Origin of the sequence: Shewanella sp. SW1 (genome assembly GCF_025653545.1) — a bacterium.
GTDB classification, from domain to species: Bacteria; Pseudomonadota; Gammaproteobacteria; order Enterobacterales; family Shewanellaceae; genus Shewanella; species Shewanella oncorhynchi.
Map to the genome: position 1 here is coordinate 86,257 of NZ_JAKKSG010000005.1, position 23,915 is coordinate 110,171.

The 23,915-nt window shown below is 45.8% G+C and carries 18 protein-coding genes; 10 read left to right on the plus strand and 8 right to left on the minus strand.

What is annotated here, in order from left to right; genetic code table 11:
- Nucleotides 1-130: 130 nt before the first annotated feature.
- The gene (glnE, locus tag L5M71_RS06095) at nt 131-2,986 is read left to right on the plus strand and encodes a bifunctional [glutamate--ammonia ligase]-adenylyl-L-tyrosine phosphorylase/[glutamate--ammonia-ligase] adenylyltransferase (RefSeq protein ID WP_263207193.1); all 2,856 of its coding nucleotides are present in this window, start codon (nt 131-133) and stop codon (nt 2,984-2,986) included.
- A gap of 104 nt (nt 2,987-3,090) precedes the next feature.
- Nucleotides 3,091-4,062 (plus strand): sensor domain-containing diguanylate cyclase, encoded by a 972-nt coding sequence (locus tag L5M71_RS06100; protein ID WP_263207195.1) that lies wholly within the window; start codon nt 3,091-3,093, stop codon nt 4,060-4,062.
- 77 nt (nt 4,063-4,139) lie between these two features.
- On the opposite strand, the gene L5M71_RS06105 is transcribed toward L5M71_RS06100, so the two are convergent.
- Nucleotides 4,140-5,099 (minus strand): sodium-dependent bicarbonate transport family permease, encoded by a 960-nt coding sequence (locus tag L5M71_RS06105; RefSeq protein ID WP_105251560.1) that lies wholly within the window; start codon nt 5,097-5,099, stop codon nt 4,140-4,142.
- Between the two features lie 138 nt (nt 5,100-5,237).
- Between L5M71_RS06105 and L5M71_RS06110 the strand changes: the two genes are divergently transcribed.
- On the plus strand, nt 5,238-6,236 hold the full coding sequence (locus tag L5M71_RS06110) for a LysR family transcriptional regulator (RefSeq protein ID WP_173242949.1): 999 nt from the start codon (nt 5,238-5,240) through the stop codon (nt 6,234-6,236).
- A 124-nt stretch (nt 6,237-6,360) separates the two neighbouring features.
- Here the strand turns inward: L5M71_RS06110 and L5M71_RS06115 are convergent, their stop codons facing one another.
- Together L5M71_RS06115 and zapE are read right to left on the minus strand one after the other, a co-directional pair.
- Nucleotides 6,361-7,986 (minus strand): methyl-accepting chemotaxis protein, encoded by a 1,626-nt coding sequence (locus L5M71_RS06115; RefSeq protein ID WP_263207198.1) that lies wholly within the window; start codon nt 7,984-7,986, stop codon nt 6,361-6,363.
- Between the two features lie 587 nt (nt 7,987-8,573).
- Complete coding sequence (gene zapE / locus L5M71_RS06120; RefSeq protein WP_263207201.1) at nt 8,574-9,854, minus strand: cell division protein ZapE; 1,281 nt, start codon at nt 9,852-9,854, stop codon at nt 8,574-8,576.
- A 269-nt stretch (nt 9,855-10,123) separates the two neighbouring features.
- On the opposite strand from zapE, the gene L5M71_RS06125 reads away from it, so the two are divergent.
- Nucleotides 10,124-10,921 (plus strand): polymer-forming cytoskeletal protein, encoded by a 798-nt coding sequence (locus L5M71_RS06125; RefSeq protein ID WP_263207203.1) that lies wholly within the window; start codon nt 10,124-10,126, stop codon nt 10,919-10,921.
- A 44-nt stretch (nt 10,922-10,965) separates the two neighbouring features.
- Here the strand turns inward: L5M71_RS06125 and L5M71_RS06130 are convergent, their stop codons facing one another.
- Complete coding sequence (locus tag L5M71_RS06130; RefSeq protein WP_263207205.1) at nt 10,966-12,555, minus strand: M16 family metallopeptidase; 1,590 nt, start codon at nt 12,553-12,555, stop codon at nt 10,966-10,968.
- Nucleotides 12,552-13,970 carry a M16 family metallopeptidase gene (locus L5M71_RS06135; RefSeq protein WP_263207207.1) on the minus strand — a complete coding sequence of 473 codons (1,419 nt, stop codon included), beginning with the start codon at nt 13,968-13,970 and terminating at the stop codon, nt 12,552-12,554. The genes L5M71_RS06130 and L5M71_RS06135 overlap by 4 nt, the downstream gene beginning before the upstream one ends.
- A 216-nt stretch (nt 13,971-14,186) precedes the next feature.
- Between L5M71_RS06135 and L5M71_RS06140 the strand changes: the two genes are divergently transcribed.
- On the plus strand, nt 14,187-15,014 hold the full coding sequence (locus tag L5M71_RS06140; RefSeq protein ID WP_105251567.1) for a M14 family metallocarboxypeptidase: 828 nt from the start codon (nt 14,187-14,189) through the stop codon (nt 15,012-15,014).
- Nucleotides 15,015-15,106: 92 nt separating this feature from the next.
- Here the strand turns inward: L5M71_RS06140 and L5M71_RS06145 are convergent, their stop codons facing one another.
- Complete coding sequence (locus tag L5M71_RS06145) at nt 15,107-16,021, minus strand: L,D-transpeptidase family protein (RefSeq protein ID WP_105251568.1); 915 nt, start codon at nt 16,019-16,021, stop codon at nt 15,107-15,109.
- An 871-nt stretch (nt 16,022-16,892) separates the two neighbouring features.
- On the opposite strand from L5M71_RS06145, the gene L5M71_RS06150 reads away from it, so the two are divergent.
- Complete coding sequence (locus tag L5M71_RS06150) at nt 16,893-18,623, plus strand: potassium/proton antiporter (protein ID WP_105251569.1); 1,731 nt, start codon at nt 16,893-16,895, stop codon at nt 18,621-18,623.
- A 91-nt stretch (nt 18,624-18,714) separates the two neighbouring features.
- Here L5M71_RS06150 and L5M71_RS06155 read toward each other — a convergent pair whose 3' ends face one another.
- Nucleotides 18,715-19,641: an LpxL/LpxP family Kdo(2)-lipid IV(A) lauroyl/palmitoleoyl acyltransferase gene (locus tag L5M71_RS06155; protein WP_263207209.1), complete on the minus strand. Its 927-nt coding sequence runs from the start codon at nt 19,639-19,641 to the stop codon at nt 18,715-18,717.
- 103 nt (nt 19,642-19,744) lie between these two features.
- Here L5M71_RS06155 and hldE point away from each other — a divergent pair, with 103 nt between their 5' ends.
- The 4 genes from hldE (at nt 19,745) to L5M71_RS06175 (ending at nt 23,383) form a co-directional block, all read left to right on the plus strand.
- Entirely contained in the window at nt 19,745-21,175 is a 1,431-nt protein-coding gene (gene hldE / locus L5M71_RS06160; RefSeq protein WP_263207211.1) for a bifunctional D-glycero-beta-D-manno-heptose-7-phosphate kinase/D-glycero-beta-D-manno-heptose 1-phosphate adenylyltransferase HldE, read from the plus strand.
- Nucleotides 21,172-21,999: a hypothetical protein gene (locus L5M71_RS06165; RefSeq protein ID WP_263207213.1), complete on the plus strand. Its 828-nt coding sequence runs from the start codon at nt 21,172-21,174 to the stop codon at nt 21,997-21,999. The genes hldE and L5M71_RS06165 overlap by 4 nt, the downstream gene beginning before the upstream one ends.
- 151 nt (nt 22,000-22,150) lie before the next feature.
- On the plus strand, nt 22,151-22,630 hold the full coding sequence (locus L5M71_RS06170; RefSeq protein WP_006082899.1) for a TetR family transcriptional regulator: 480 nt from the start codon (nt 22,151-22,153) through the stop codon (nt 22,628-22,630).
- Nucleotides 22,631-22,798: 168 nt separating this feature from the next.
- Entirely contained in the window at nt 22,799-23,383 is a 585-nt protein-coding gene (locus L5M71_RS06175; protein ID WP_131524277.1) for a hypothetical protein, read from the plus strand.
- Between the two features lie 69 nt (nt 23,384-23,452).
- Here L5M71_RS06175 and L5M71_RS06180 read toward each other — a convergent pair whose 3' ends face one another.
- Complete coding sequence (locus L5M71_RS06180; protein WP_131524276.1) at nt 23,453-23,833, minus strand: hypothetical protein; 381 nt, start codon at nt 23,831-23,833, stop codon at nt 23,453-23,455.
- Nucleotides 23,834-23,915 lie beyond the last annotated feature (82 nt).

Here is a 23,915-nt window from a genome sequence, read left to right on the forward strand (position 1 = left end):
TAAAAGTGTAAACCTTTATTTGTGTGTTACATCAGGTCGCTGCAAGTCTCGTCGAACATAACATGATGTGGCGTCAATCTATATCATTTACGACATAATATGTCGATAGCTAAATTTGTTAGGGATTATTATGACCATGCAAAAAGACAGTAATAAGTCATTGTCTATTCTTATTAATCAAACCGCTGAACGCAATTGGCTGCGATTAGAGGAAGCATGGTCCGAAGGACTTGCGCAATTAACGCCTGCTCAGCAGCAAGAACTCAAAACGGTTTTGGGACTCAGTGATTATGTGGCGGCTCAACTATGCCGACATCCCGAGTGGATCGCTATGCTGTTTGCGGGCGATTTAAGCCTGATTGATCGTAAAAACTTTGATGTTGATTTACATGAAGAACTTGCTAGCACGACCACTGAGGAGATGGCTAAAACCACCCTGCGACGGTTTCGTAACTATCAAATGGTGCGTTTAGCTTGGCGTGACTTTTTAGACTATGCCAGTTTAGAGGAATCCTTGCTTGATCTGTCGGCGCTCGCCGAAGCGTTAGTGATCTGCGCCCGCGATTGGCTCTATAAAGATATGTGCGCTCAATATGGCACGCCGATGGACAAAGAAGGGAATCCGCAACCGCTACTGATTTTAGGCATGGGCAAGTTAGGCGGCCGCGAGCTTAATTTCTCCTCCGATATCGATTTGATTTTCACGTTTCCTGAGCATGGCGAAACCGTCGGCGGTCGTCGCAGTTTAGACAATCAACAATTCTTTATCCGCATGGGGCAAAGGCTAGTGAACTTGCTCGATCAAGTCACAGTCGATGGTTTCGTGTTCCGTGTGGATATGCGTTTGCGCCCCTACGGTGAAAGTGGCCCCTTGGTGGTGAGTTTTAGTGGTCTTGAGGATTATTACCAAGAACAAGGACGAGACTGGGAGCGTTATGCCATGGTCAAGGCGCGTGCGCTCGGGCCTTGGAACCATTTCTCCGATGAATTACACAGCCTGCTCAGACCCTTTGTGTATCGCCGTTATATCGACTTTTCGGCAATTGAATCCCTGCGAAAAATGAAGCAACTCATAGCGCAAGAAGTGCGGCGCCGTCATTTGACCGACAATATTAAACTCGGTGCAGGCGGTATTCGTGAGGTCGAGTTCGTGGTGCAAAGTTTTCAATTGATCCGTGGCGGCCGTGAGCCTGCGTTGCGTCAGCAGAGTTTATTCGGTGCTATCGATACGCTTTACAGCTTAGGGCAGTTTGAATATTTGGCGGTGGATGAGCTTAAACACAGCTATTTATTGCTGCGCCGGGTTGAGAATCTGCTGCAAGCCATTGACGATAAACAAACCCAAACCTTACCGAATAATCCGCTGGATTGGGCGCGATTGTGCCATGTACTCGATATGGCTAATGAGGTTGATTTACGCACTCATATTGAAGCGGCAATGAGCAAAATCCATCGTCATTTTAAAGCCACAGTAGGCGGCGAAGAAGGCGAAGAAAAAGCTGAACATTGGACGACGCAGCTGTGGAACATGCAAGACCTTGATGATGGGATCGCGTTGTTGGCCGAACAGCAAATTGATGATGACAAGCTGTGCCCTATGCTCAGCAGTTGGCGCGAAACAGTGACTAAGCGTTCGATTGGTCCACGCGGGCGAGAAACCTTAGATAAATTAATGCCAAGATTATTGGAAGAATTGATTCATCAACAGAGTCCATCGTCAGCTTTTGAGCCCGTGTCTAAGGTGCTGGAGCAGATTTTAACTCGCACCACTTACCTTGAGCTTTTGTGTGAAAACCCTGGTGCGCGGCAGCAGTTAGTGAGCTTGTGTTGCGCCAGTCCTTGGATTGCCGCGCAGTTGGCTAAATTTCCCATGTTGCTCGATGAGCTTATCGATCCGTCGCAGCTCTATGACACGACCTCCATCGACGATTATCCGAGCGAGCTGCGTCAGTACATGATGCGCGTGCCCGAGGATGATATGGAGCAGCAGATGGAAGCGCTGCGACAATTTAAGCTGTCACAACAACTTAAAATCGCCGCCGCCGATGTCACGGGTGTTTTACCCGTGATGCAAGTGAGCGATCACTTAACTTTTTTAGCCGAAGCTATTATCGAACAAGTGGTGATGCAGGCGTGGCAACAGGTTTCAGTGCGCCATGGGGTGCCCGCTCACCTTGAGGGTAGTGACACAGGCTTTGCCGTTGTCGGTTATGGCAAGCTCGGCGGGATTGAATTGGGTTACGGCTCCGATCTCGATTTAGTTTTCTTGTGTGAAAATAAAACAGAGAACGGCCTGACCAATGGTGATCGCCCGATTGAAGTTGGTCATTTTTACCTCAAACTTGCCCAGCGCATTCTGCATTTATTCTCGACTCGCACCACTTCGGGGGAGTTGTATGAAGTGGATATGCGCCTGCGTCCTTCTGGCGCCTCGGGTTTGATGGTCAGTGAGATTGAGCGTTTTGGCGAATACCAAGCTAATGAGGCGTGGACTTGGGAACACCAAGCTTTAGTTCGCTCGCGTTTTGTTTTTGGTGACAATAGCTTAGCGGTTAAATTCAGTCATATTCGCGCTTCAGTATTGGAAAAGCCCCGTGATAAAGCTGAGCTGCAAAAAGCGGTGCGTGAGATGCGTCAGAAGATGCGTGATCACTTGCTTAAAGTCAGTGATGGCATGTTTGATTTAAAGCAGAGTCTAGGCGGGATTGCCGATATTGAGTTTATTGCCCAGTACTTAGTGCTGGCTAATGCTCACGAGTATCCAGAGCTAACGATTTGGTCTGACAATGTGCGGATTTTTGGTGTCTTAGCTGAGCTTGAACTTTTACCAATGATGAGTGCCCAGCATTTAACTCAGACATATTGCTTACTACGGGATGAAAATCATCGACTGACTCTGCAACAAAAGGCGGGGCAGTTACCAGTGTCAGAGGTAGAAGACCATGCTGAGCGGGTGTTAAACATTTATCGTGCTGTGCTCGAATAGTGCAGTCTTTAAGGGGATTAAGGCTGATACGAATTTCAGCCTTAACACCGCAAGAATACACCATTTAAGCTAGAGTTTAATGAGAGAAGTTAGCTGAGAGTGCCATGCAATTACCTACAATTCCTGAAAACGAGCTGCAACGCTTGGCCACGTTACGCGCACTTAATGTGCTCGATACCGATGCCGAGGAACGTTTCGATCGTATTACTCGGCTTACGCGCAGAATTTTCTCCTTGCCCATCTGTGTTGTGACCTTAGTGGATGCCGATCGGCAATGGTTTAAATCACGTCAAGGATTGGAGGTGACTGAAACACCTCGGGAAATTTCATTTTGTGGACATGCGATCAATCATGACGGCATTTTCATCGTGAACGACACCCTCAAAGATCCACGTTTTAGTGACAATCCTCTGGTGACTGAGCAGCCGCATATTCGCTTTTACGCTGGCTATCCCCTCACCATTCACAGGCAATATCGGGTGGGTACTTTGTGTTTAATCGGTACTGAACCGCGGGATTTTACGGCTGAAGACATTGAAACCTTAACGGATTTAGGGCAAATGGTAGAGGCTGAATTACTCTCTATTGCGCAAAACACCTTAGATCCCTTGACTACGATTTCGAATCGGCGTGGATTTGAGTTACTGGCCCATCAGTCAATGGCGAGTTGTCGACGTACCGAATCTGAGGCGGCCTTAGTTTTCTTCGATCTCGACTTTTTTAAGGAAGTGAATGACAGCTTTGGTCACCTAAAGGGCGATCAGGTGTTATATGATTTTGCCCATATCTTAATGACCGCTTTTAGGGAGTCGGATGTGATCGCAAGGCTTGGCGGCGATGAGTTTGTGGTGCTGCTAAGTTTTGTGCATAGAGATACAGTCAATCGGGTCATCGAGCGTTTTAAGCAGTTACTTGATCAATATAATCAACAGCATCCTAAGCAACATAGATTGGCGACCAGCATAGGTATCGCCCATTGGACACCGGATTCAGATATGAGCTTAGAGGATCTGTTAGATTCCGCCGATAAAGCCATGTATCAGGATAAAGCCACACATCACAGTGATGCATCTTAAATTGTTTACGCTTATGCCAATGAAAAGGGAGACAATAATGCTTCCCTTTTCATTGGACTTTATTCGGCGAAGAAGTACTAAGCTGTAATGAGCGTTACCCAATGTTGATATAAGGGTAAGCCAATTAACACGTTAACCGGAAACGTAATGCCGAGTGAGGCTAGCATAGCCAGCCCTATATTGGCTTCGGGGATTGCGGCACGAATGGCCGCTGGCGCTGCGATATAAGATGCGCTGGCACTTAATGCCGCTAACACTAAAATGCTGCCTGAAGGTAAGTCCAGCCAAACACCTACACCAATACCACACCAAGCCAATACAAAGGGCGCTACGGCGGCAAACATTAATAACCGCCATTGTTTAAGTGGTAGCGGCAAACACACTTTGGCCGTTACTAAGCCCATTTCCAGTAAAAATAATGCCAGTAAAGTTTTGAACCCGCCTAGTAGCACAGGTGTAAGCGGCGCAAGTCCCGTTGGGCCATAAAGCCAACCTATCACTACACCGCCAAGGAGTAAGACAACGCCGCGGCTGGTTAAGGCTTCGTGCAACACGCTTGATTGATTTTCATTTTTGGGTGATGTTTCAATTGCTTTTTTGGCACTTAAGTATCTGTGTAACCAGAGCATTACGACAATAGCAGGTAGTTCCAGCAGCACGAGATATAGGGTCGTTTCTGGCCTTAAGATCAACCCAGATTTTTCAACCATAGCCATCACCACCGCAAAGGTTCCCGCACTGACGGAGCCGTAATGGGCGGCAATACTAATGGCATCGGTATGGCCAATGCGAACCAGCCGGGTTAGTACAGGGTATAAGGCCAAGGGGATAATCAAACCTAAGGCAACAACCGCTAACAGCTCAGTGAACACTAAGTTTTGAGTGTGACCGTGGAGCGCCATTCCGCCTTTTAAACCTAAGGTAAGCATTAACAGTATGGATAGGGTTTCGTAGATCGCGGGTGGGACTTTAAGATCTGATTTCACTAGGCCAGCTAACAGGCCTAAGGCGAAAAATGCAATGACAATATCGGGCATAAGTATTTCATTAAGTTTGACTTTTAAGCGGTGCAAAACGCGCTTGCTTGTCGAGTGATCCTGATGGCTGGTGATTTTGGACCTAATTAGTTATATTGAAAAATAAATTGTTTACCACCTAGGTATAGATAATTGTCTATGGATAAGCGTTCGTCATCGACTCAGCTTAAATTGCGGCATTTGAGTTTTCGGTTACTGCAGGTGTATGTGCAAGTGGTGCGGTTAGGTAATATTTCCGCTGCGGCGAGGGCATTGCATTTAACTCAACCCACAGTGTCATTACAGCTTAAAAAATTGGCCGATGTGTTGGGCGAGCCATTACTCGAGAGTCGTGATGGCCGCATGTTACCGACCTTGATTGGTAATGAGTTGTACCGCGCAGCCTGCGATACCTTGAGTCGTTTTGAGGATTTCGATGCTTTTATGCAGCAGGCTAAAGGTGGCAGTGTCGGTCACATTAATATCGGTATTGTCACTACCGCCAAATACGTGTTACCACGGATTTTAGGGGCATTTTATCGGCAGTTTCCACAGGTTAAAGTGACCTTAAACATTGGTAACCGTGCCCATGTATTAGGCCGATTTGAACGCCAAGAAGATGATTTATACCTGTTTAGTCATCCTCCAAGTGGCGATAACGTGTTATCTGCACGCATCATTAAAAATCCGCTGCAACTGATTGCACCAAAGGAGCATTGGGCAGTGGGTCGTGAACAAGTGAATTTTAACGAGCTTAAAAATGAGCGTTTTATCGTGCGCGAACCGGGATCAGCCACCCGCTTAATGTTCGAGTCTTGGTGCAGCGGACAAGGCATCACGCTCGGTGACACTATGCAAATCGAGAGTAATGAGGCGATACGCTTGAGCGTCGCGTCGGGCTTAGGTTTGTCGGTGATTTCGGCGCATACCTTGCAAGAAGGGCGCGAAAAACCTGCAATTCTAACTGTTACGGGTTTTCCGCTCGAAAGTAACTGGTATCTAGTTGGCCGTAAAGATCGCCGTTTGCCCTATGCCGCCATGCAACTGGTGGACTTTATGGCGGCGCATTTGGTCGAGTGTATCGAGCCAGAATGGGTTGCCACTGATATCAGTGAACTGGCTATGCACTTTAATCATGCACCGCAAACTCGATCCTAGCACTCTTGAGTCTTGCTTGTATTATGGAATGCTTTATTAAACTAGATCATAGCGTTATGCATTGAGGGTAACGGTTTAACACATCTTGTGCCATTACCCTCTGATTCTATTATAAAGTGATACTCTAGACTTTAAATCGCGTCAGTAGATTGTTCAGTTCAACGGCGAGTCTTGAGAGTTCATGTGCCGAGGCACTGGTTTGCTGTGCCCCCGCAGCACTTTGGCTGGCAAGATCACTAATATTCACAATGTTTTTATCGACCTCGCGTGCGACTTTCGCTTGCTCTTCGGCGGCGCTTGCGATGACCATGTTGCTGTTATTCATCGTACTGATTTGGCGATTAATCGTGTTTAATGCATCCCCTGCCAATCTTGCGACTGAGAGTGCCTGTTCAGCCTTTTGGCCGCTGTGCTGCATCGATTGCACTGCCGTTTCGGTGCCGTGCTGGATTTTGTTAATCATGTCTTCAATTTCACGGGTCGAGGACTGAGTGCGATGGGCTAGGGCGCGACCTTCATCAGCAACAACCGCAAAACCACGGCCTGTATCGCCCGCTCGCGCCGCTTCAATGGCTGCGTTTAAGGCCAGTAAATTTGTTTGCTCAGCAATGGCGCGGATCACATCGAGAACTTTACCTATATCCCTCGCTTGAATCGCTAAGGTTTGAACAACCTGTGAACTTTGCGTTACATCCTGATTCATGTCGATAATGGCTGCGACTGTCTGATCTACCTGTTTTTTACCTAATTCGGTACTGCGGGCGGTTTCTTCAGAGGCTTCTGAAGCGAGCACCGCCGTATTGGCAACTTCATCTACTGCCGAACTCATTTCGGTAATCGCAGTTGCCGCTTGCTGTATTTCATCATTTTGTTGCTGTATGCCGCGGGAAGCATCTTCAGTGACGGAATTGAGTTCTTCGGCGGCGGAGGCGAGCTGGCTAGAGGAGTTTGCTATATGGGATAAAGTGTCGCGCAGGTTTTGCTGCATTTCAGCTAATGATTGCATCAGTTGACTGGTTTCATCTTTACCCTCTGTGCTGATTTTCTGCGTTAAATCCCCCCTTGCGACAGCCACTGAAATGCCTACAGCTTCCTTCATTGGCTGCACGATACTGCGAGTTAAAAATATTGCCACTACAAATGCAGCGATTAAGGAGCCCACTATCATAATGCTGTTTAGCCATTTACTCTCGTCGTAGGCTTGTGCAGTTATTTGACCTTGTTCCTTTGCATATTCAGTATTCAAGCTGCCAATGCTAATGAGCGTCTTTGTCATTTTTTCGGCTTGCACTATCATGACATCATCCATGATCCGTTTAGCTTCGGCTGCATCATTCGCCTGTAGCTTGCTGATCATCTCATCTTGATGTTTTAAATACAGATCAAGGCTGCCACTAAATTCTTGATAGAGCTCCTGCTCACCTGGCAGGCTAATTAAAGGCTCATAGTTTTTTTGATCCGTTTTAATACTCTGGCGGATTTGCCTTAATGTATCGAGTCCTTTGTTAAGTTCAGCAGTCGAATTTGCTAATAATAGGCGAAATGTAAACACCCTAGCGCGCATCACATTGAGGTTGATGCTCGACAGACTGACTAGCGTAGGTAGGGTATTATCTTCAATTTCTTCTGCAGTGGATCGCATGGATGACATTGTCTGTAATGACATGATTCCTTGAAGTAGCAACACAAGAGCAAGTAATCCAAACGCAGCAATTAATCGTGAGCCAATCTTAAATTGTCGTAACCACATAAGTTAATCGTCCCTGTATTTAAAAGAGTTCCGTTTAAGGCTGTTCTTAATATTTTCTAGCGAATATTTCGAACTAAGTGTCATGGCTCTTAGTCAGAATCATGAGTCTTTAGTTGATTGCATAAACTATAGATTATATTTTTGAGCTTTTATGTTGCAGGTTATAAATTTGATCGATTTAAACCTATAGGCTGTAAATTAGAATAATTGAAACTAAGTTACACCGTACCTTAAAACTCAAGGTTAGCAACAGCTAGAAGCAAATTGAACGTAATGAGTCATTTGGTTGTGTGGATTGAATCGATTATGGTAGATGGATTTCCTATTTTATGTATTTGATTTTTAACTATTATAATGTTTTTTCTGTACTAGTTTGTCTATGATTGCAGATTTTCAATTTAGGTACTTATTCATCTTTCTAGGCTTGTATCTGCAAATAGCGTATTTGACTTGTTATATTCTGAATGCATGAATTATCTTGTCACTAATTGTTCCTCGAATTTTTATCGTGATGACTAACTTCTCGCTTATCAATATTAGGCTTTTGGTCTAACTCAACAGAGCGATAAATCGCTAATGTTTTACGGTCATTCACTTCGACTCATTGCTATTAATCGACTGTAGGTGCGGCGGAATTCAAAACTGAGTGCGCCACCTTGATAGAGTTCACTCAGTGGCACGTCGCAGCTGAGATATAAGCTGACATTTTGATCGTATAACTCATCAATCAAGCTAATAAAGCGCCGTGCTGGGTCGTCTTTGGCCGCATAGGAGAGTTTGCGCTCGCCCGTGGCTGCGGCTTGGTTATCACCTGTACCGTCTTCTGTGCCGCGGGCACGGATCCAGCCTTTTATTTCGCCGCCTAATTTGGGAACGCCGCTTACCATTAAGATCTTAAATCGACTGGCTATTTCGATATAATCGAGCTGGGATCTCGGGCCGTCACATAGGGCATAAAAGTCGAACCAAGCGACTGAGTTGCCTGTTGGCGCTATAGCGGCGCGGATCACTGGAATTTCACGGTTGCAGATGGTGAGGCTAGCATTACTCATTCTGCTATCACTAATGCCAATAGTGCTCATACTGAGTGTATTTGGCGTTAACCCATTCACTAGCTTGTCAAAAATCCGCTCAAAATCGAGTGTTCCGGTAATGCCGATATTGCGGGAAATCGAGGCGTTAACTTCAGCGCTATCAATGCCAATCTCGTTGTTTAATGAAGCATTGATGGCGTGCATTCTATGGTCTTGGTTGCCATTGAGATGCAGCATTTGAGTGTGTGTTTGCAGCAGTTGGATGCAAGGTAAAAATCTGTGTCTAGCTAGGCCGTTCTCATATAAGCGCTCAATAGGAATATTTGAGGTGGCGACCAGCACCACACCTTGTTTGAATAGGCATTCAAAGAGCCCTGCGAGTATCATGGCATCGCCAATGTCCGAGACAAAAAACTCATCGAAACACAGCACCTTGCACTCTTTTGCGAGATTTTTAGCTATGAGAGTTAACGGATCTCGTTTACCCGAATGTTCGCGTAATGCTTGGTGAATCCGTGCCATAAATCGGTGAAAATGCAGTCTTAACTTGCCTTCACTCGGCAAACAATCGAAAAACAAATCCATCAGAAACGTTTTGCCCCGACCCACATCGCCCCACAGATACAGACCTTCGATTGCTTGTTTGTTGATAAGGGGAAACTGTGCTGAATGTGGCTGTAGCATCAACTGCTTAAATAGCACATCGAGCGCCAACACAGCCTGTTGCTGCGCGAGATCGTCAATGAGATCTATGCTCACCTTGGCGCGATACGCTTCAAGTGGTGTCACGATTGGGGCTATCGATTGCGAGCTAGCGGAGTTTGAATGTGCCATGTCGGGGTCTCGTTGGCGGTTTGTTTTCGGTGTTTGCTTTTAGCTTTGTTTTAGTGCGATATCAGCACTCACCTTTTTGAGGCATCCTGTTACTCATATTCAGGTACTCGTGAGCCATATGGCAAGATGCGCAGGGTAACATAGTCGCTGACGTGACTTAAGTCCCGCTCTGAGGCTTAGGTTAAATACTAAGCGAAACCAGTGCTTTATTCTCGAGGACTTTTACCATAACATCTTTGTCACAAAAATAATGATATGGAATGAATCCTATGGCGAGTAAGGGCAATGGCATTACGGTTATCAGTGCGCAAACCTTGATTGAGGGCGACATTCAGTTAGAGAGCGCGGCATTCATTGCGGGTAAATTGCAGGGCAAGATTAGATCAGCAGGACAAATTAAGATCGAACTTGGCGGCGAAATCTCTGGTGAAGTCAGTTGTCATGAGCTGCGGGTGTGCGGCGTATTTCGCGGAAGAGTCTGTTGTAATAAGTTGATTATTACCAGTTCTGGTGTGGTTGACGGTGAAGTCGCCAGTCATCAGATGGAGATTTACGAAGGCGGGCAGTTTATTGGTCAGCGTATTAAAGGTCCTGAACTTGATGCCTTGCCGGAGATGCTACAAGCACTCGCGCCAATAGCTCAACGCTCGGATGCGCATTTATATGCCAGTGAAAGCACTTTACTAAGAGGTGATCATCTGGCGATTCGCCCTTGGCTGTATGTTGCTGTGGCAACTGTCGTCATAGCGTTAGGTTTTAGTTTTGGACCCGAGCAATTGCGTGAGTGGTTACCGAATCTTAGTGACAGCACGTTGAAAACTGAGGTGTCTCCGGCAATCGAGGGGCTTAAGGCAGTAAATGGTATGTCTCCTGATCAACCTGCTACGCCAAATAGCGCGAATGCCGACAATATGGCGGTATTACCGGCAGCGGATCCTGATCCGCAGGCCATGCAGCAGGATTCGGCGATGGAAGATTTACAACAAATGGAACAAGGCCATGAACAGATGACGCAGGGTGATAATGGCGCACCGCCTGCCAGCGACAATGCGACCAATAAGCTTTAATCTGTCGATCGCGCATTTGAATCTTTTAGAAGGATAATTTGGCTTTAGTTGTCAGTTCGGCCAACCTTGACCCTTTCAAACTGCCACTCTGGTAGCTTAGTTTTTAAGTCAGGAAGAATTCGAGCAACATCGCCCCGCAAGATAATCAATGGCTCACCGCTAAACGCCCCGTTGGCTAACTGCTGCAGCCTTTCGGGCGTTAGAGCTTGCAACTCTGCCTTCAGCTTTTGCACATCAATTCGAGTTAATCCTGTCGCGACTTGGTGGATATATTGGTTTTCACGTTGAATGCTGTTGTCTTGGCTGAGCAAATCTTCACCGATCAAATAGGTTTTAAGTGCATCGATTTCACCTTGGCTAGCACCTTGCGTCTTAACTAGCGCGAGGTGATCGAGTATGCCCACCACAAACGCGCCCGTATGTTCTATGGCTGTACTGCCGTAAAATTTGATGCTGCTGGACAGCGGTGCATTGGCACACTGGCCGTAGATGCCATAGGTGAGGCCGCGTTTTTCCCGTAAATCATAGTAGAGTCTGCCCGAAAAACTGCGGCCCATGAGTGCGGATAAACTGCGACAGCTTAAGGCGACTTCCTGTGGGTTCAGTTGCTGCTGAGTTGATGCATCACTTAGGACATGATCTATGGCATAGCCTAGGCGGACTTGGGTTTGCACGCTGCCCGGCGCATCAATAAGGTAAATCCTCTTGATTTGCTGAGGCTTTACTGTCTCTGGTTTATCCGCTTTCGGCACTGAATTAGGCAATAATGGCCACAGTTTAAGGCTAGCTTGAAGGTCAAATTTAGCGTTATTTGCCAAAGAGTTGGGTAGAAAAAGATGCCACTGTGCTCGTGTTACCGCCTGCTGTTGGATTTGTTGCAGTTGCCTTAGGCTGAGCGAATCGAACAATGCATTATTATTGATCACTCTATTGTAGGGATGTTCAGGGCCGAGCAGTTTATCGCGCCACACTTTATCTATCTCGGCGCCACTAAAGGCGTTTAAGTGTTTATTGAGCTTGAGTTGACGGCGAATATTGTCGACATCGACGGGGGCGGTTGTCGCATCAACAAAGGCATCTGGTTGCCAAAATTGCAGTAGTAAGCCGTAGATATGGTTAACATCGTCGGGGCAAGTGAGGCTTAAATTAATGCTGTGCAAGCTGACACGCATATTGAAAGTCTCAAGACAGGGATCTGCGCGGCTAATGGCAAGTGCGTGGGCCTTTTCTTGAAAGGCAATCTGTAAAATATCAGGATTATTGAAGGGAACTTGCGGGCTCACAGCCGCTAAACTGACCCTGTTGCTCACACTGTTATTCATTTGAACTGAGGCAAGGCGATGTAACTGATAGGGTAAATCCAATTCGGTATGGACTTCATCGGTAAAAATTTCATCCGTTACGGGGATAATGACGCCGCTTTTGGGTAAATGATTGTTCAAAGAGCTGCCCAAAGGATTGTTTAAAGAGTTAGGTAAAGAATGGGCTAAAGAGTTTGGCGTTTCAAAATGGGCTAAACTCGGCGGTTCGCTCGGCGTGAAGACGATTTGCGTCTGCTGGCAGGCGTTTAGTGATAAAGCCACAGCGCAGAACATTAAGCCTTGTAGCTGCTTTGACATTGTCTGAGTCGTCATAATACCGCATCCTCTAAACTGTCACTCATATCGTTAGGCAGCCATTCCAGTAGCGTTTTACCCCAGCGAATATACCAAGGTGGCAGTAGGTCGACTCGGACATAATCTTGGTTGAAATACCGTTTTGCGACGCTTTGGATATCGTCGGCCGTGACTGCGTTGATCCGTTGCCACTGTGCGGTAAAGGGATGGTCTTTATCTTGAGCCGACGTTGCGGAAAGCTTGATGGCTAAGGCCTGCGTGTCATCCAGTTGTTGTAATTGATTGTTTAACCACACTTGTTTAAGTGTGCAAAGACTTGCTTCATCCAGAGCATCTTGCTGCGTTTGTGCCACAAGTCCCAATACTTTTTGCACTAAGGCATCGAGTGAGGTCCGTGCCCGTGGAACCAAGACGATATTCGCTATGCCGTGATTTTCTAACTCAAAGGGCAGGGAGTAGCTGAGCATTTGTTCGGGATTATGCAGACTGAGTTTAGCGAGTGCACTGGCGGTGTTTTGAAATAAATAGCCTTCTAGCAGCCGAATTGCCGCAGCATCTGGGTGATCTTTACCAACTGTATGCCAAGCGAGCAGTAATCCAGGCCAAGGTCCGCGTTCATCCACTAACTCAGCATGTACTTGTTTAGGCTGGATTGTTAACTCAGAAAATTCAGGTTCAGCAATCGTTGGCCTAGACCAAGCCGCAAAATTTTGCTCAATCCATTGCCGGGTTTGTGGGCTTAGTTTGCCGACAAGGGAAAGCTGCATCGCATCGGGACGATAATAAGCACGGTGAAAGGCCGTTAGGTTTTCTGGTGTGGCTTGCAAGATATCTTCGCGATTGCCAATAATACCGTGACCGTAAGGAGTACCTTTTACTTGCTCGAGTAAAAACGTCATCGCGCTGCGGATATAGGGCTGATTATCTATGGTTTGTGCCATTTCCTGCAGTACGGTTTCCTGCTGATTTTTAACCGTAGTGGCATTAAGGCTAGGGCGGATAAAGCGATCGGCTTCGAGATATAAGCCCAGTTCTAATGCTTGGTTTGGCAGCGTCACATAGTAGTTGGTGTAGTCAAAATGTGTGCTGGCATTAAAACGTGCACCTAAAGCACTGAACTGCTGAGCATAGGTATCGCCGGGGGCATTTTCACTCCCTTTAAACAACATGTGCTCAAACAGATGGGCGTAACCGCTCTGACCTTGGACTTCGTTGCGGGCGCCTAAATTAAATTGGCTGGCGACTGTGACTGTTTGTTTATCTACCATGGGCAGTAATCGCACTGTCAGGCCATTTTGTAGCGTATAGGTCTCTATATTCGCTTCGAGCGTATATAAGGCTTGCGCATCTTGCTCCGTGCGGCATTGGGCCTGTAGCGTATGACTGAAAACACTGGCCGAAAGGGCGATAAAAAAGGTGATTTGAGTTTTCATAAGTGCGTCCTGCCGAGCTTATTTTTTAATTTGTCAAATTTCTTACTCAAGCTGGATACCATTAACGACAGGCAATTGATACATTCGCAGATATCGATACAGATTGCACCACTGTCGACGACTGCTCGGATTTCATCGAAATCAGTTGAATAGCATTCAGTTTTTGAAAAGAACTGCTATGATGGCACAGTTCTTTTTCTGGCATAAGTACAAGATATGGTAAGCAGATCTCCGTTCGAATCCTTTCAGTGGAAAAGCGATATTTTTAACTGTGAAAGCACTGATATTGATAATTTCTATCTGCTGCTTGAGCAGGAAATGACCCGTTTGGGCATGGTTGAGAAAACATTGGGTGAAGTGGGTAAATACGATGTTAGCTTGTATCAGTCACCAGCCGCTAAGTCAGGCTTACCTTCTTTATTGATCAGCACAGGATTTCATGGCGAAGAATCTGCAGGCCCATGGGGTTTGTTGCATTTTTTGAGTGAAGCTTCAGCAGACCTATTTGAACGGGTGAACTTGAGTTTATTGCCTCTCGTCAATCCTACTGGATTCAGTCGTGGTCATAGATTTAATAAATACGGCGAAAACCCAAATCGTGGTTTTGTATTTGAGAACGGTAAACCTAAAGCGAATGAACATACATCGGTTGAAGGTAAGCTATTGTTAGAGCACGCACAGTTACTGCTTGCTGCGAGTCGAGATGGTATTTTAACTTGCCATGAAGATGTCTTGAGTCGTGAAGCCTATGTGTATTCTTTTGAGCCAAGCCAAGTGCCTGGACGTTTTAGTCTCGATCTGCGCGATACTTTAGGTGGTTATTTCCCGATTGCGGTAGACGGTGAGATTGATGGGTGTCCTGTTAAGGATGGTTTGATCTTCAATCATTTTGATACGTCTTTTGAAGCTTGTTTAGTACGAAGTGGTGCTCGTGTCGGTGCTTGTACTGAAACGCCTGCGTTGCAAAACTTCGATCAACGCGTATTAGCAAACAGTGCTGCTATGACTCACTTCTTGGCCCTGTGTGCACCTTTATGTGATTGATATGTTAGTCTATTACGTTAGTGAGTAGCCTGACATGACAAAAAAATACCCGCAGATTGCGGGTATTTTTTTAGGTGGTATTCGCCAGTGAATTATTGATTAATTCGCATTGGCACACCAGTACGCTCATCGAGTAGCTTCTTGATCACAGAAGAATCAGTGTCAGCTTTAGCGATAAACTTAGCGATCTCTTTTGGCAGTGATATCGCAACGGGCTCATTTGATTCAAACTCCGCCACAGTGCGAGACAATGGTTGATGCACGGCTAAGTAGCGTTTTCCGTCTGGCTCTTCGGTTGCTTTAATCGGCTGGTTCACAAATTGTACCCGGGTTCCCACTGGTACAGTCTTGAATAGATGCTCGATATCTTCATGGCGTAAACGCACACAACCTTGACTGACACGCAAACCGATACCGAAACTCGCGTTAGTACCGTGAATCGCATACAAGTTGCCGATATACAGCGCATACAGTCCCATAGGGTTATCTGGACCCGCTGGCCATACCGCAGGCAGGATTTCACCTTTAGCAGCATATTCTTTACGAATGCGCGGTGTGGGTGTCCAAGTTGGATTCGCACGCTTGCGTTGTACAGTGGTCACCCAGTTTTCTGGTGTGTCTTTACCAATTTGGCCAATACCAATAGGCAATACTTCAACAGTCTTTTTGCCTTTTGGATAGTAATACAACCGCATTTCAGCCACGTTGATCACTATGCCTTCACGGGGAGCGTTTGGCAGGATCAATTGCAATGGAATGATCAGTTGGCTACCTGGTTTTGGCAGAAATGGATCCACACCTGGGTTAGCTTCGAGTAGGTTACTGAGACCAAGCTGGTATTTGGCTGCGATATCTTCGAGAGTGTGTTTACCCTCTGGAACCGTATAATACTGGTTCTCGCCAATTAGCCTGCTTTGGGCGGCTGGTAAAGGATATTCCGTTGCTAAAGCGGACAGACTAGGGAAAACCAAAGTCAATAATAAAGCTGTGGTGCGAAGCATACTCATAAGCGGATACTACGATTCCTGTTAATAAAAAAGCGTGTTTAACGCAGCTTTCTCTCTTAAAACGAGAGCGGCAATTTGACGAGCAAAATGCACTGGCGCGCGAAGCTCGCATCCTTCCTTATTTTGGACATTATTTCAACTGAAATATGATCAGTACGGCGTATTTATCGCTTAATTTTTTGTTTTAACGGTTTTCCTTGGCGGCGTCAATTGTCAGTATTTAGTCTTGTCGTTAAAACCTGCTGTACTCAATTGTCTTGTGCATGCCTTCCTGCTTGATGAAAAAATTAACCAATCTAAAACGCGTCTGTTTGAATGGCGAGCATGTATGGCGTTACTGGAATTGATTTGTTTTGGGAAAACAGAGTGCGGTCCTTTTCTGACAAGGCTATTGCTCATCGGATAAAGTGAGTTTAAATCATCTCATTGGCAAATAAATGGAGTTAAAACAATTAGCTTAAGGATAATGTTCAAATATTCACCCTTTACACGACATTATTTTATCTGGCACTAAATTGGCTATGATACCGTTAGTTTATACAGGTTTGTGAGCTGAGTTTTGCTTGAATGATTTGAGTTTACGTTCAGTTTGCTATTTTTAACTATTTGATATTCATTTATTTTAATTCTTATTAAGTCGTGTGGTGATGTTCTGCTATCCTTTAGGTTTTACGTTAGCCTTTATCTAAAGGTTAATAGAAAGTTGGTTTTATGACATTTTTTATGTAGATGATTGAAATTTAATATTTAACGCTCCAATAATTCGATATTTTTGTGCTAATATAAAATCATAAAATTGTGAGTTGAGTCATTTTTAACCTCGGTGATTTGTCTATCGTTTAACTAAACAACCTGTATTAAGGAGGCGTTTGTGGATGCAGATTCCATCAATAGTTTTTTTCTGATTGGCGCCTTGCTTACAGCAGTGAGTGTTTTACTTAGTCCTATGTCTTCCCGTTTGGGCATCCCTATTTTATTGATTTTCCTCGCTGTGGGTATTTTGGCTGGCGAAGATGGCCTTGGTGGAATCCAGTTTGATGATTATTCAACTTCCTATTTAGTCAGTAACTTAGCCTTAGCGATTATTTTACTCGATGGCGGTATGCGCACCCGCGTTGCCAGTTTTAGGGTGGCGCTATGGCCTGCATTATCGTTGGCGACCTTTGGCGTTGCCATTACGACCAGTATCACCGGCATGATGGCCGCATGGTTGTTCGACTTGCATTGGTTGCAAGGTTTGCTGGTGGGCGCGATTGTGGGCTCGACCGATGCCGCTGCGGTATTTTCCCTGCTTAAAGGGCGTAGCCTTAACGAGCGGGTTGGTGCGACCTTAGAAATTGAGTCCGGCAGTAACGATCCCATGGCGGTATTCTTAACCGTAACCTTGATTGCCATTCTTGCCAATGTCGACAGTGAGTTGTCCTTCAGCTTTATGCTTATTAGCTTTATTAAGCAATTTGGTCTGGGGATCTGTTTAGGTTTAGGCGGCGGCTGGATGCTGTGGAAGCTCGTCAATTTAAGCAAGTTAGCTGATGGTCTGTACTCTATTTTAGTTTTAAGCGGTGGTCTGATTATTTATGCTGCGTCCAACAAACTGGGTGGTAGTGGTATTCTGTCGATTTACTTAGTGGGTCTGTTCCTCGGCAATAAGCCAACCCGTGGCCGTCATGCGATTTTGAACGTACTGGATGGTATGACTTGGGTCAGTCAAATCGGCATGTTCCTCGTATTAGGGTTATTGCTTACCCCTTCAGATTTAGTCGATATCATGATCCCAGGTTTTGCTCTGGCATTCGGAATGATTTTATTTGCTCGCCCTGTCGCCGTATGGATCAGTCTATTGCCATTTAAGAGCTTTAGCAGTCGCGACCGCTGGTTTATTTCTTGGGTGGGGTTACGCGGCGCTGTGCCTATCATCTTAGCAGTATTCCCTATGATGGCTGGCTTACCGGGTGCTCAGTTGTACTTCAACTTAGCCTTCTTCGTTGTATTAGTGTCGTTGCTGGTTCAAGGTGCATCTTTGACCACAGCAGCGCGTTTAGCTAAGGTGGAACTGCCCCCAAAGCCGTTACCCGTTTCGCGCTCGGGAGTTGAAATTTACCCGAGCAGCGAATGGGAAGTGTTTGTCTATCGTTTGAGTGAAAGTAAGTGGTGTATTGGTGAGCCGCTAAAGCGCTTGGCTATGCCAGATGGGACGCGGATTGCGGCGGTATTTAGGGATGACACTTTGCTTCATCCATCGGGTAGCACTCGCCTCGAAGCGGGCGATATACTCTGTGTGCTGGGTCAGGAGAAAAGTTTAGAAGCCTTGAGTAACCTCTTTAGCCAAGCGCCAGAAAATAAAGAAGTACAACGATTCTTCGGTGATTTCTTTATTGAAACAGACGTTAAGCTTGCGGATCTCGCGCCTATTTATGGTTTGAGTTTAGATAATCTCGCTGATGATATGACAGTCGCAGACCTTGTGGTATCTCAGCTTGGTGCTAATCCTGTACTTGGGGATCAGTTCCACTGGCAGTCGTTGCATTGGGTGGTGGCGGGGTTGTATGAAGGTAAAGTCACTAACGTAGGTATTCGTTTACCGACTGAGAATGCGCTCTAATCCTATGTGCTAGATGGTCCTTACTATCGGAAGTTACCATAAAAAATGCCAGCTTATTTGCTGGCATTTTTGTATTCAAAAACTGAATGAGTTACTGATATAAAGATTTGTCCGTTGGGTCGGGACGGGTCTTAAAGCGGCGATGTAACCACATATATTGGGCGCGGTTTTTATCTATGATGGATTCGATAATCTTGTTACCGCGAATCGCGTCGGCTAATTCATCTTCGCCGGGGAAATTATCCAGCGGTGGCATCACTTCAATTCGATAGCCTTTATCATCTGTGGTACGTTCCACAAAAAAAGGCAGGACTTTAGCTTTGCCGAGTTTAGCTAACGTGGTGGCACCGGTAATCGTTGCCGCATCTGGCATGGCATAAAATGGGATAAATACCGCGCTTGATCGGCCAAAGTCTTGATCGGCCGTGTACCAAATCACATCGGGATTGCGTAGGCAGCGTATCATTTGGCGCAAGTCGCGTTTAGAAACGAGACCTTTATTCGAGCGTAAACGGCCTTTAACTTGGAGGTATTCCATCACAGGATTGTTGTGTGGGCGATACACTCCCACGCCGGGTTGAAATTGGCCGAAGATACGTGCGCCCATTTCCAGCGGTAAACAATGCACGGCAAAGAGGATGACGCCGTGGCCAGCATCGAGTGTGTTTTGCACGTGTTCTTTGCCTGTAATGCTCATGTGCTGCTGCACTTTTTCATCGGACCACCACCATGCATTGATGGTGTCGAAAATGGCTTTGCCCGTTTCTTCAAAGTTACGCGTGAGTAAATCTTCTCGCTGTGCTTCCGTCATTTCAGGGAAACAGAGGGTCAAGTTACGGCGCGCTGTGTGGGTGCGGCCAGCTGCGAATTTCATTACTAAGCGACCGAATCCCTTCCCCAGCGTCATCTGCCAAGGAAGCGGTAGAAGCTGAGTTAAACGCATCAAAAATACGCCAAACCACATGGGCCAATGCTTAGGATGATATAAAGAAGATGAAAACTCGGCTTTCTCGACCACAAAAATACTCACTACTTTTGAAAATTACTGCTCATTCTAACTCAATTTTTGCTGAAAATTAGGTACAATCACGGTTTAATTTCTGCATAAAGATAAGAGCACTATGAAGGTTTCTCTGCCAGCATTTGAAAAAGCCAGAGTGTTAGTCGTCGGCGATGTGATGTTAGACCGCTATTGGGTTGGCCCTACGGGACGTATCTCCCCTGAAGCCCCCGTACCTGTGGTGAAGATTAATCAAGTCGAAGACAGACCCGGCGGCGCGGCCAACGTGGCGCTCAATATCGCGACATTAGGGGGGCAAGTTCAACTTGCCGGGCTCGTCGGCCAAGATGATACTGCCCATGCCCTAACGCTCGGTGTGCAAACTTTAGGGGTTGAACCCCAATGGTTAAGTATTACTGATAAACCAACCATCACTAAGCTGCGGGTGTTATCACGTAATCAGCAGCTTATCCGCCTCGATTTCGAAGAAGCCTTCGACAAGGCCGATAGCGTGCGTTTATTGAAACAATCCGAGGCCTTACTCGATTCTGTCGATGTCGTGGTGTTGTCCGACTATGCAAAGGGCGCTATCGATCAGCCGCGAGATTTTATTGCATTAGCGCGTTCGAAAGGTGTGATGGTATTAGTCGATCCTAAGGGCAGTGACTTTGGTCGTTATCATGGCGCGTCACTCATTACCCCAAATATGAGCGAGTTTGAAGCAGTTGTTGGCACTGTGACCTCTGAAGCCGATCTGCTAGAAAAAGCCCGTGGCTTACTCAAGCAACATCATTTTGATGCCATTTTAGTGACCCGCTCTGAAAAGGGCATGACCTTAGTGACCGCTAATGCGCCTGAGTTGCACATTCCTACCGTTGCCCGTGAAGTCTATGATGTGACGGGTGCTGGCGATACTGTGATTTCAGCCTTAGCAACCTCATTAGCCGCGGGCGCCGATTTACCGCAAGCTTGTGCGATTGCGAACACCGCCGCAGGCGTTGTGGTCGGTAAACTTGGCACTTCTACCGTGAGCCGCATTGAGCTTATCGAAGCTTTAGCTTTGCACCATGGAGAATCGGGTTTTGGGGTGGTGAGTGAAGATCAACTGGCCTACGCCTTAGAGCAAGCCAAATTGCGCGGTGAACGTGTGGTGATGACTAATGGTTGCTTTGATATTTTACATGCGGGCCACGTGAGCTATCTTAAACAGGCGAAAGCTTTGGGCGATCGTTTGATCGTCGCGGTAAACGATGATGCCTCGGTTAAACGCCTCAAGGGTGAAGGCCGTCCAGTTAATCAGGTTGATCGTCGTATGGCTGTGCTCGCTGGCTTAGCTTCTGTCGATTGGGTGGTGCCTTTTAGTGAAGATACGCCGCAGCGCATCATTACTCGATTGCTGCCAAATCTGCTGGTCAAAGGTGGTGATTATAAGCTTGAGGATATTGCTGGTGGCGCTGAAGTGATTGCAGCAGGTGGCAAAGTGCAAGTGCTGGGCTTTGAGGATGGCATTTCAACGACAGCGATTATACAAAATATCATGGCGAATCAGTGAGCTTAGTCGCTCTGGTATTCGCATCTAGCCTGACCTGGACGCCCATTGCCGATAAGCAGGCTTTGATTTGCCCTTTACCAGAGCTTGGCACTTGCTTGGAATTATTGCCTAAGCAAGTGTTGGCGCAGCTGCCCGCCACGCTAGATCAATTTAAGCGCGATTTAGGCCGCAGAAGTGCCATGGTCATGCCCGTTGATGACAATAAGATTGCGGGCCTAGTCTTAGTGAATGAGCAGCTGACACCACAAGTACAGTTAGCCAGTGTCGATATGGTGACCTACCAATTACCTTTGCTTGAACAGCCGCAATTAACCCTATGGCATGAGCTTGGTCATTTGGAGAACCTTGCTCTGCAAGGCTCTGTGTTACCGACTCACTTGAGTGCATATCAACATGAATGGCTAGCTGACATTTATTTGGTTTGGCGTATCGCACGGGAGAAAAATGATTTTGCCTTGGCGTGGCAGCAATACCACAGACGCAATCTTGATGCATTAACAAGCCCGCAATATTTGTCGCATTGGAGTTCGCCAATGTTGATGCAAGTGTTACATCGATACGATGTTGCTCAAGTGGCTAAATTTGCCGAGTATCGGGACTTTTTAACGAATTTTTACCCTAAAGCCGAGCAATTAGAGCCGAGATTATTAGGTGAGTATTCGAGCTTAATGCAACGCACTTTTGGCGCGAGTGTATTGCAACCCCTTCCTGAATATCTATTTTGGCGAAAAGCTGACCTTGGACACTATCTCCAACCGACGTTCGTTTTACTCATGGGCGAAGAAAAAGCACATAACTGGTTGGTACAAAATTCAATGTTATGAATGTGTTAATTGAATCAGTGGTGAAGCCTGTTTTAAACTGAACCCTAGCTGAACAAAAGTGAAATACGCTGGTTACGGCCCAGTGAACAGCAGTAATCCCTGAGCGGCTTTGGTAAGCTTTCCCCCTAAAAATAAGAGGGGAGACATTACTATGGCTAAGCGCTCGCGAGTACAAACTGAGCAAACCATAAATCAGATTATGGATGAAGCGTTAAGACAAATTTTGACTATCGGCTTTGAGACTATGTCTTATACCACGTTATCTGAAGCAACGGGTATTAGCCGCACAGGTATTAGTCACCATTTTCCACGCAAGAGCGATTTTCTCGTTCGTTTAGATAGCCGTATCGGCAATCTATTTGTTGCGGCTCTGGATTTTTCTAGCCAAGAGGCATTAGAAACATCATGGATGCAGGCTATGCAGGAAGAGCATTACCGCGCAGTATTGAGACTGTTCTTTAGTCTTTGTGGTGGTGCCAACAATGAAATCACCCTCTTTAGAGCGGTGAGTACAGCGCGTCAGCAAGCGATTGCTGAGTTAGGCTTAGCGGGCGATCGCACGATCAACCACCTATTAGGCCGTACAGCTGTGATGTTGCTATCCAATTTTGATGTGGCAAAAGCAGCATAATAGACTGACCAATGAATATAAAAATGGAGCCAGATGGCTCCTTTTTTGTGGGTAAAAATCGTGATTTGTACTGAGGTAAGTCATACCCCAATAGTGTAGGATGACCACTCAATAATGATTTAAGTTAGTGATATTGCCTTGTACTCTTGATTTGACAGGATAAAACATATGGACATGACACCCATCTCTAATGAGGCAGATATGCCTAAACGCACCATTAAGCTTGATAACACTGAGCTTATCAAAACCAGTTTTTGGGTGAGTCAGATTTTTATAATCATTGCGACTGTTGTTGGCGTGTATTTAGCCGCGCAAGAAGGGTTGTCACAGGCAATTAAATTTGATGCCCTGAGCAATATGCAGAATAACTATCATCTGCGTCATGCCCTATATGACGAAGTGAGTGACAATGTTGAAATCTTGAGCCATTACGCTGACACAGTTGAGACTGTGAGTAGTAATAGTTTAGTGAAAATGCATCCGCAGATGGGATTATTTGTCTGGGATAACATGCGCTATTCTGCCAATGCGCTAGAAACACCGAGTGATATTTTGTCTGATATTCGTCGTTTGTATTTAGAGTCTGAGAAGATCATTAGCAATATTGAAACCCGTCACTATAGCGTTTCTTACGGTAAGGATCAGTTGCAAAATGTATTGAGTAAAATCAAAGAAGATACTTTGCCAAAACTCAAAACGAATTATGAAACCCTGTCAAAAGAGCTTAAAGATAACGATATTGCCGTCGACTAACGTATCTTGGCTAATGATGAATCTAGCCAGCTTTTATTCGTCTGCATTTGTCATCACAACCTTGTTGAGTTAGCTTAATTCCTGTCGATAGGCTTGAGTTAATTTTTGCTGTTGTAGATAGATGCGAATCGCCAAGAAGGTTAATGCGGCAGCAATCACGGCACTGATTGCGTGGTGGAAGACTAAGTGACTTATCAGGAATGTGGGCAAGTCTTCAAAGCTATCGATAAGGAAAAGCTTAGTGATTAAGCCGATATAGACGAGAAGATGCAGGGCCGCGCCAGTAATAAAAAGTCGTCTAAATTTATTAATCAGTTTGATATCTAACTTGATATTACACCATCGACAAAATAGGTACCCACTCAGGCCGATGGTAATCGATATCCAGCCAAGCCCGAGTAATGAGGTTTTGATTAATACGGCAGACAGGATAAACAGCCCAAGCAACATTTATTATTTCCTTAAACCAGCTTTAGATTTAACTTAGTGTTTTAGTTTACATTAAGCATATCAGCATTGTGGGCAGATAAGC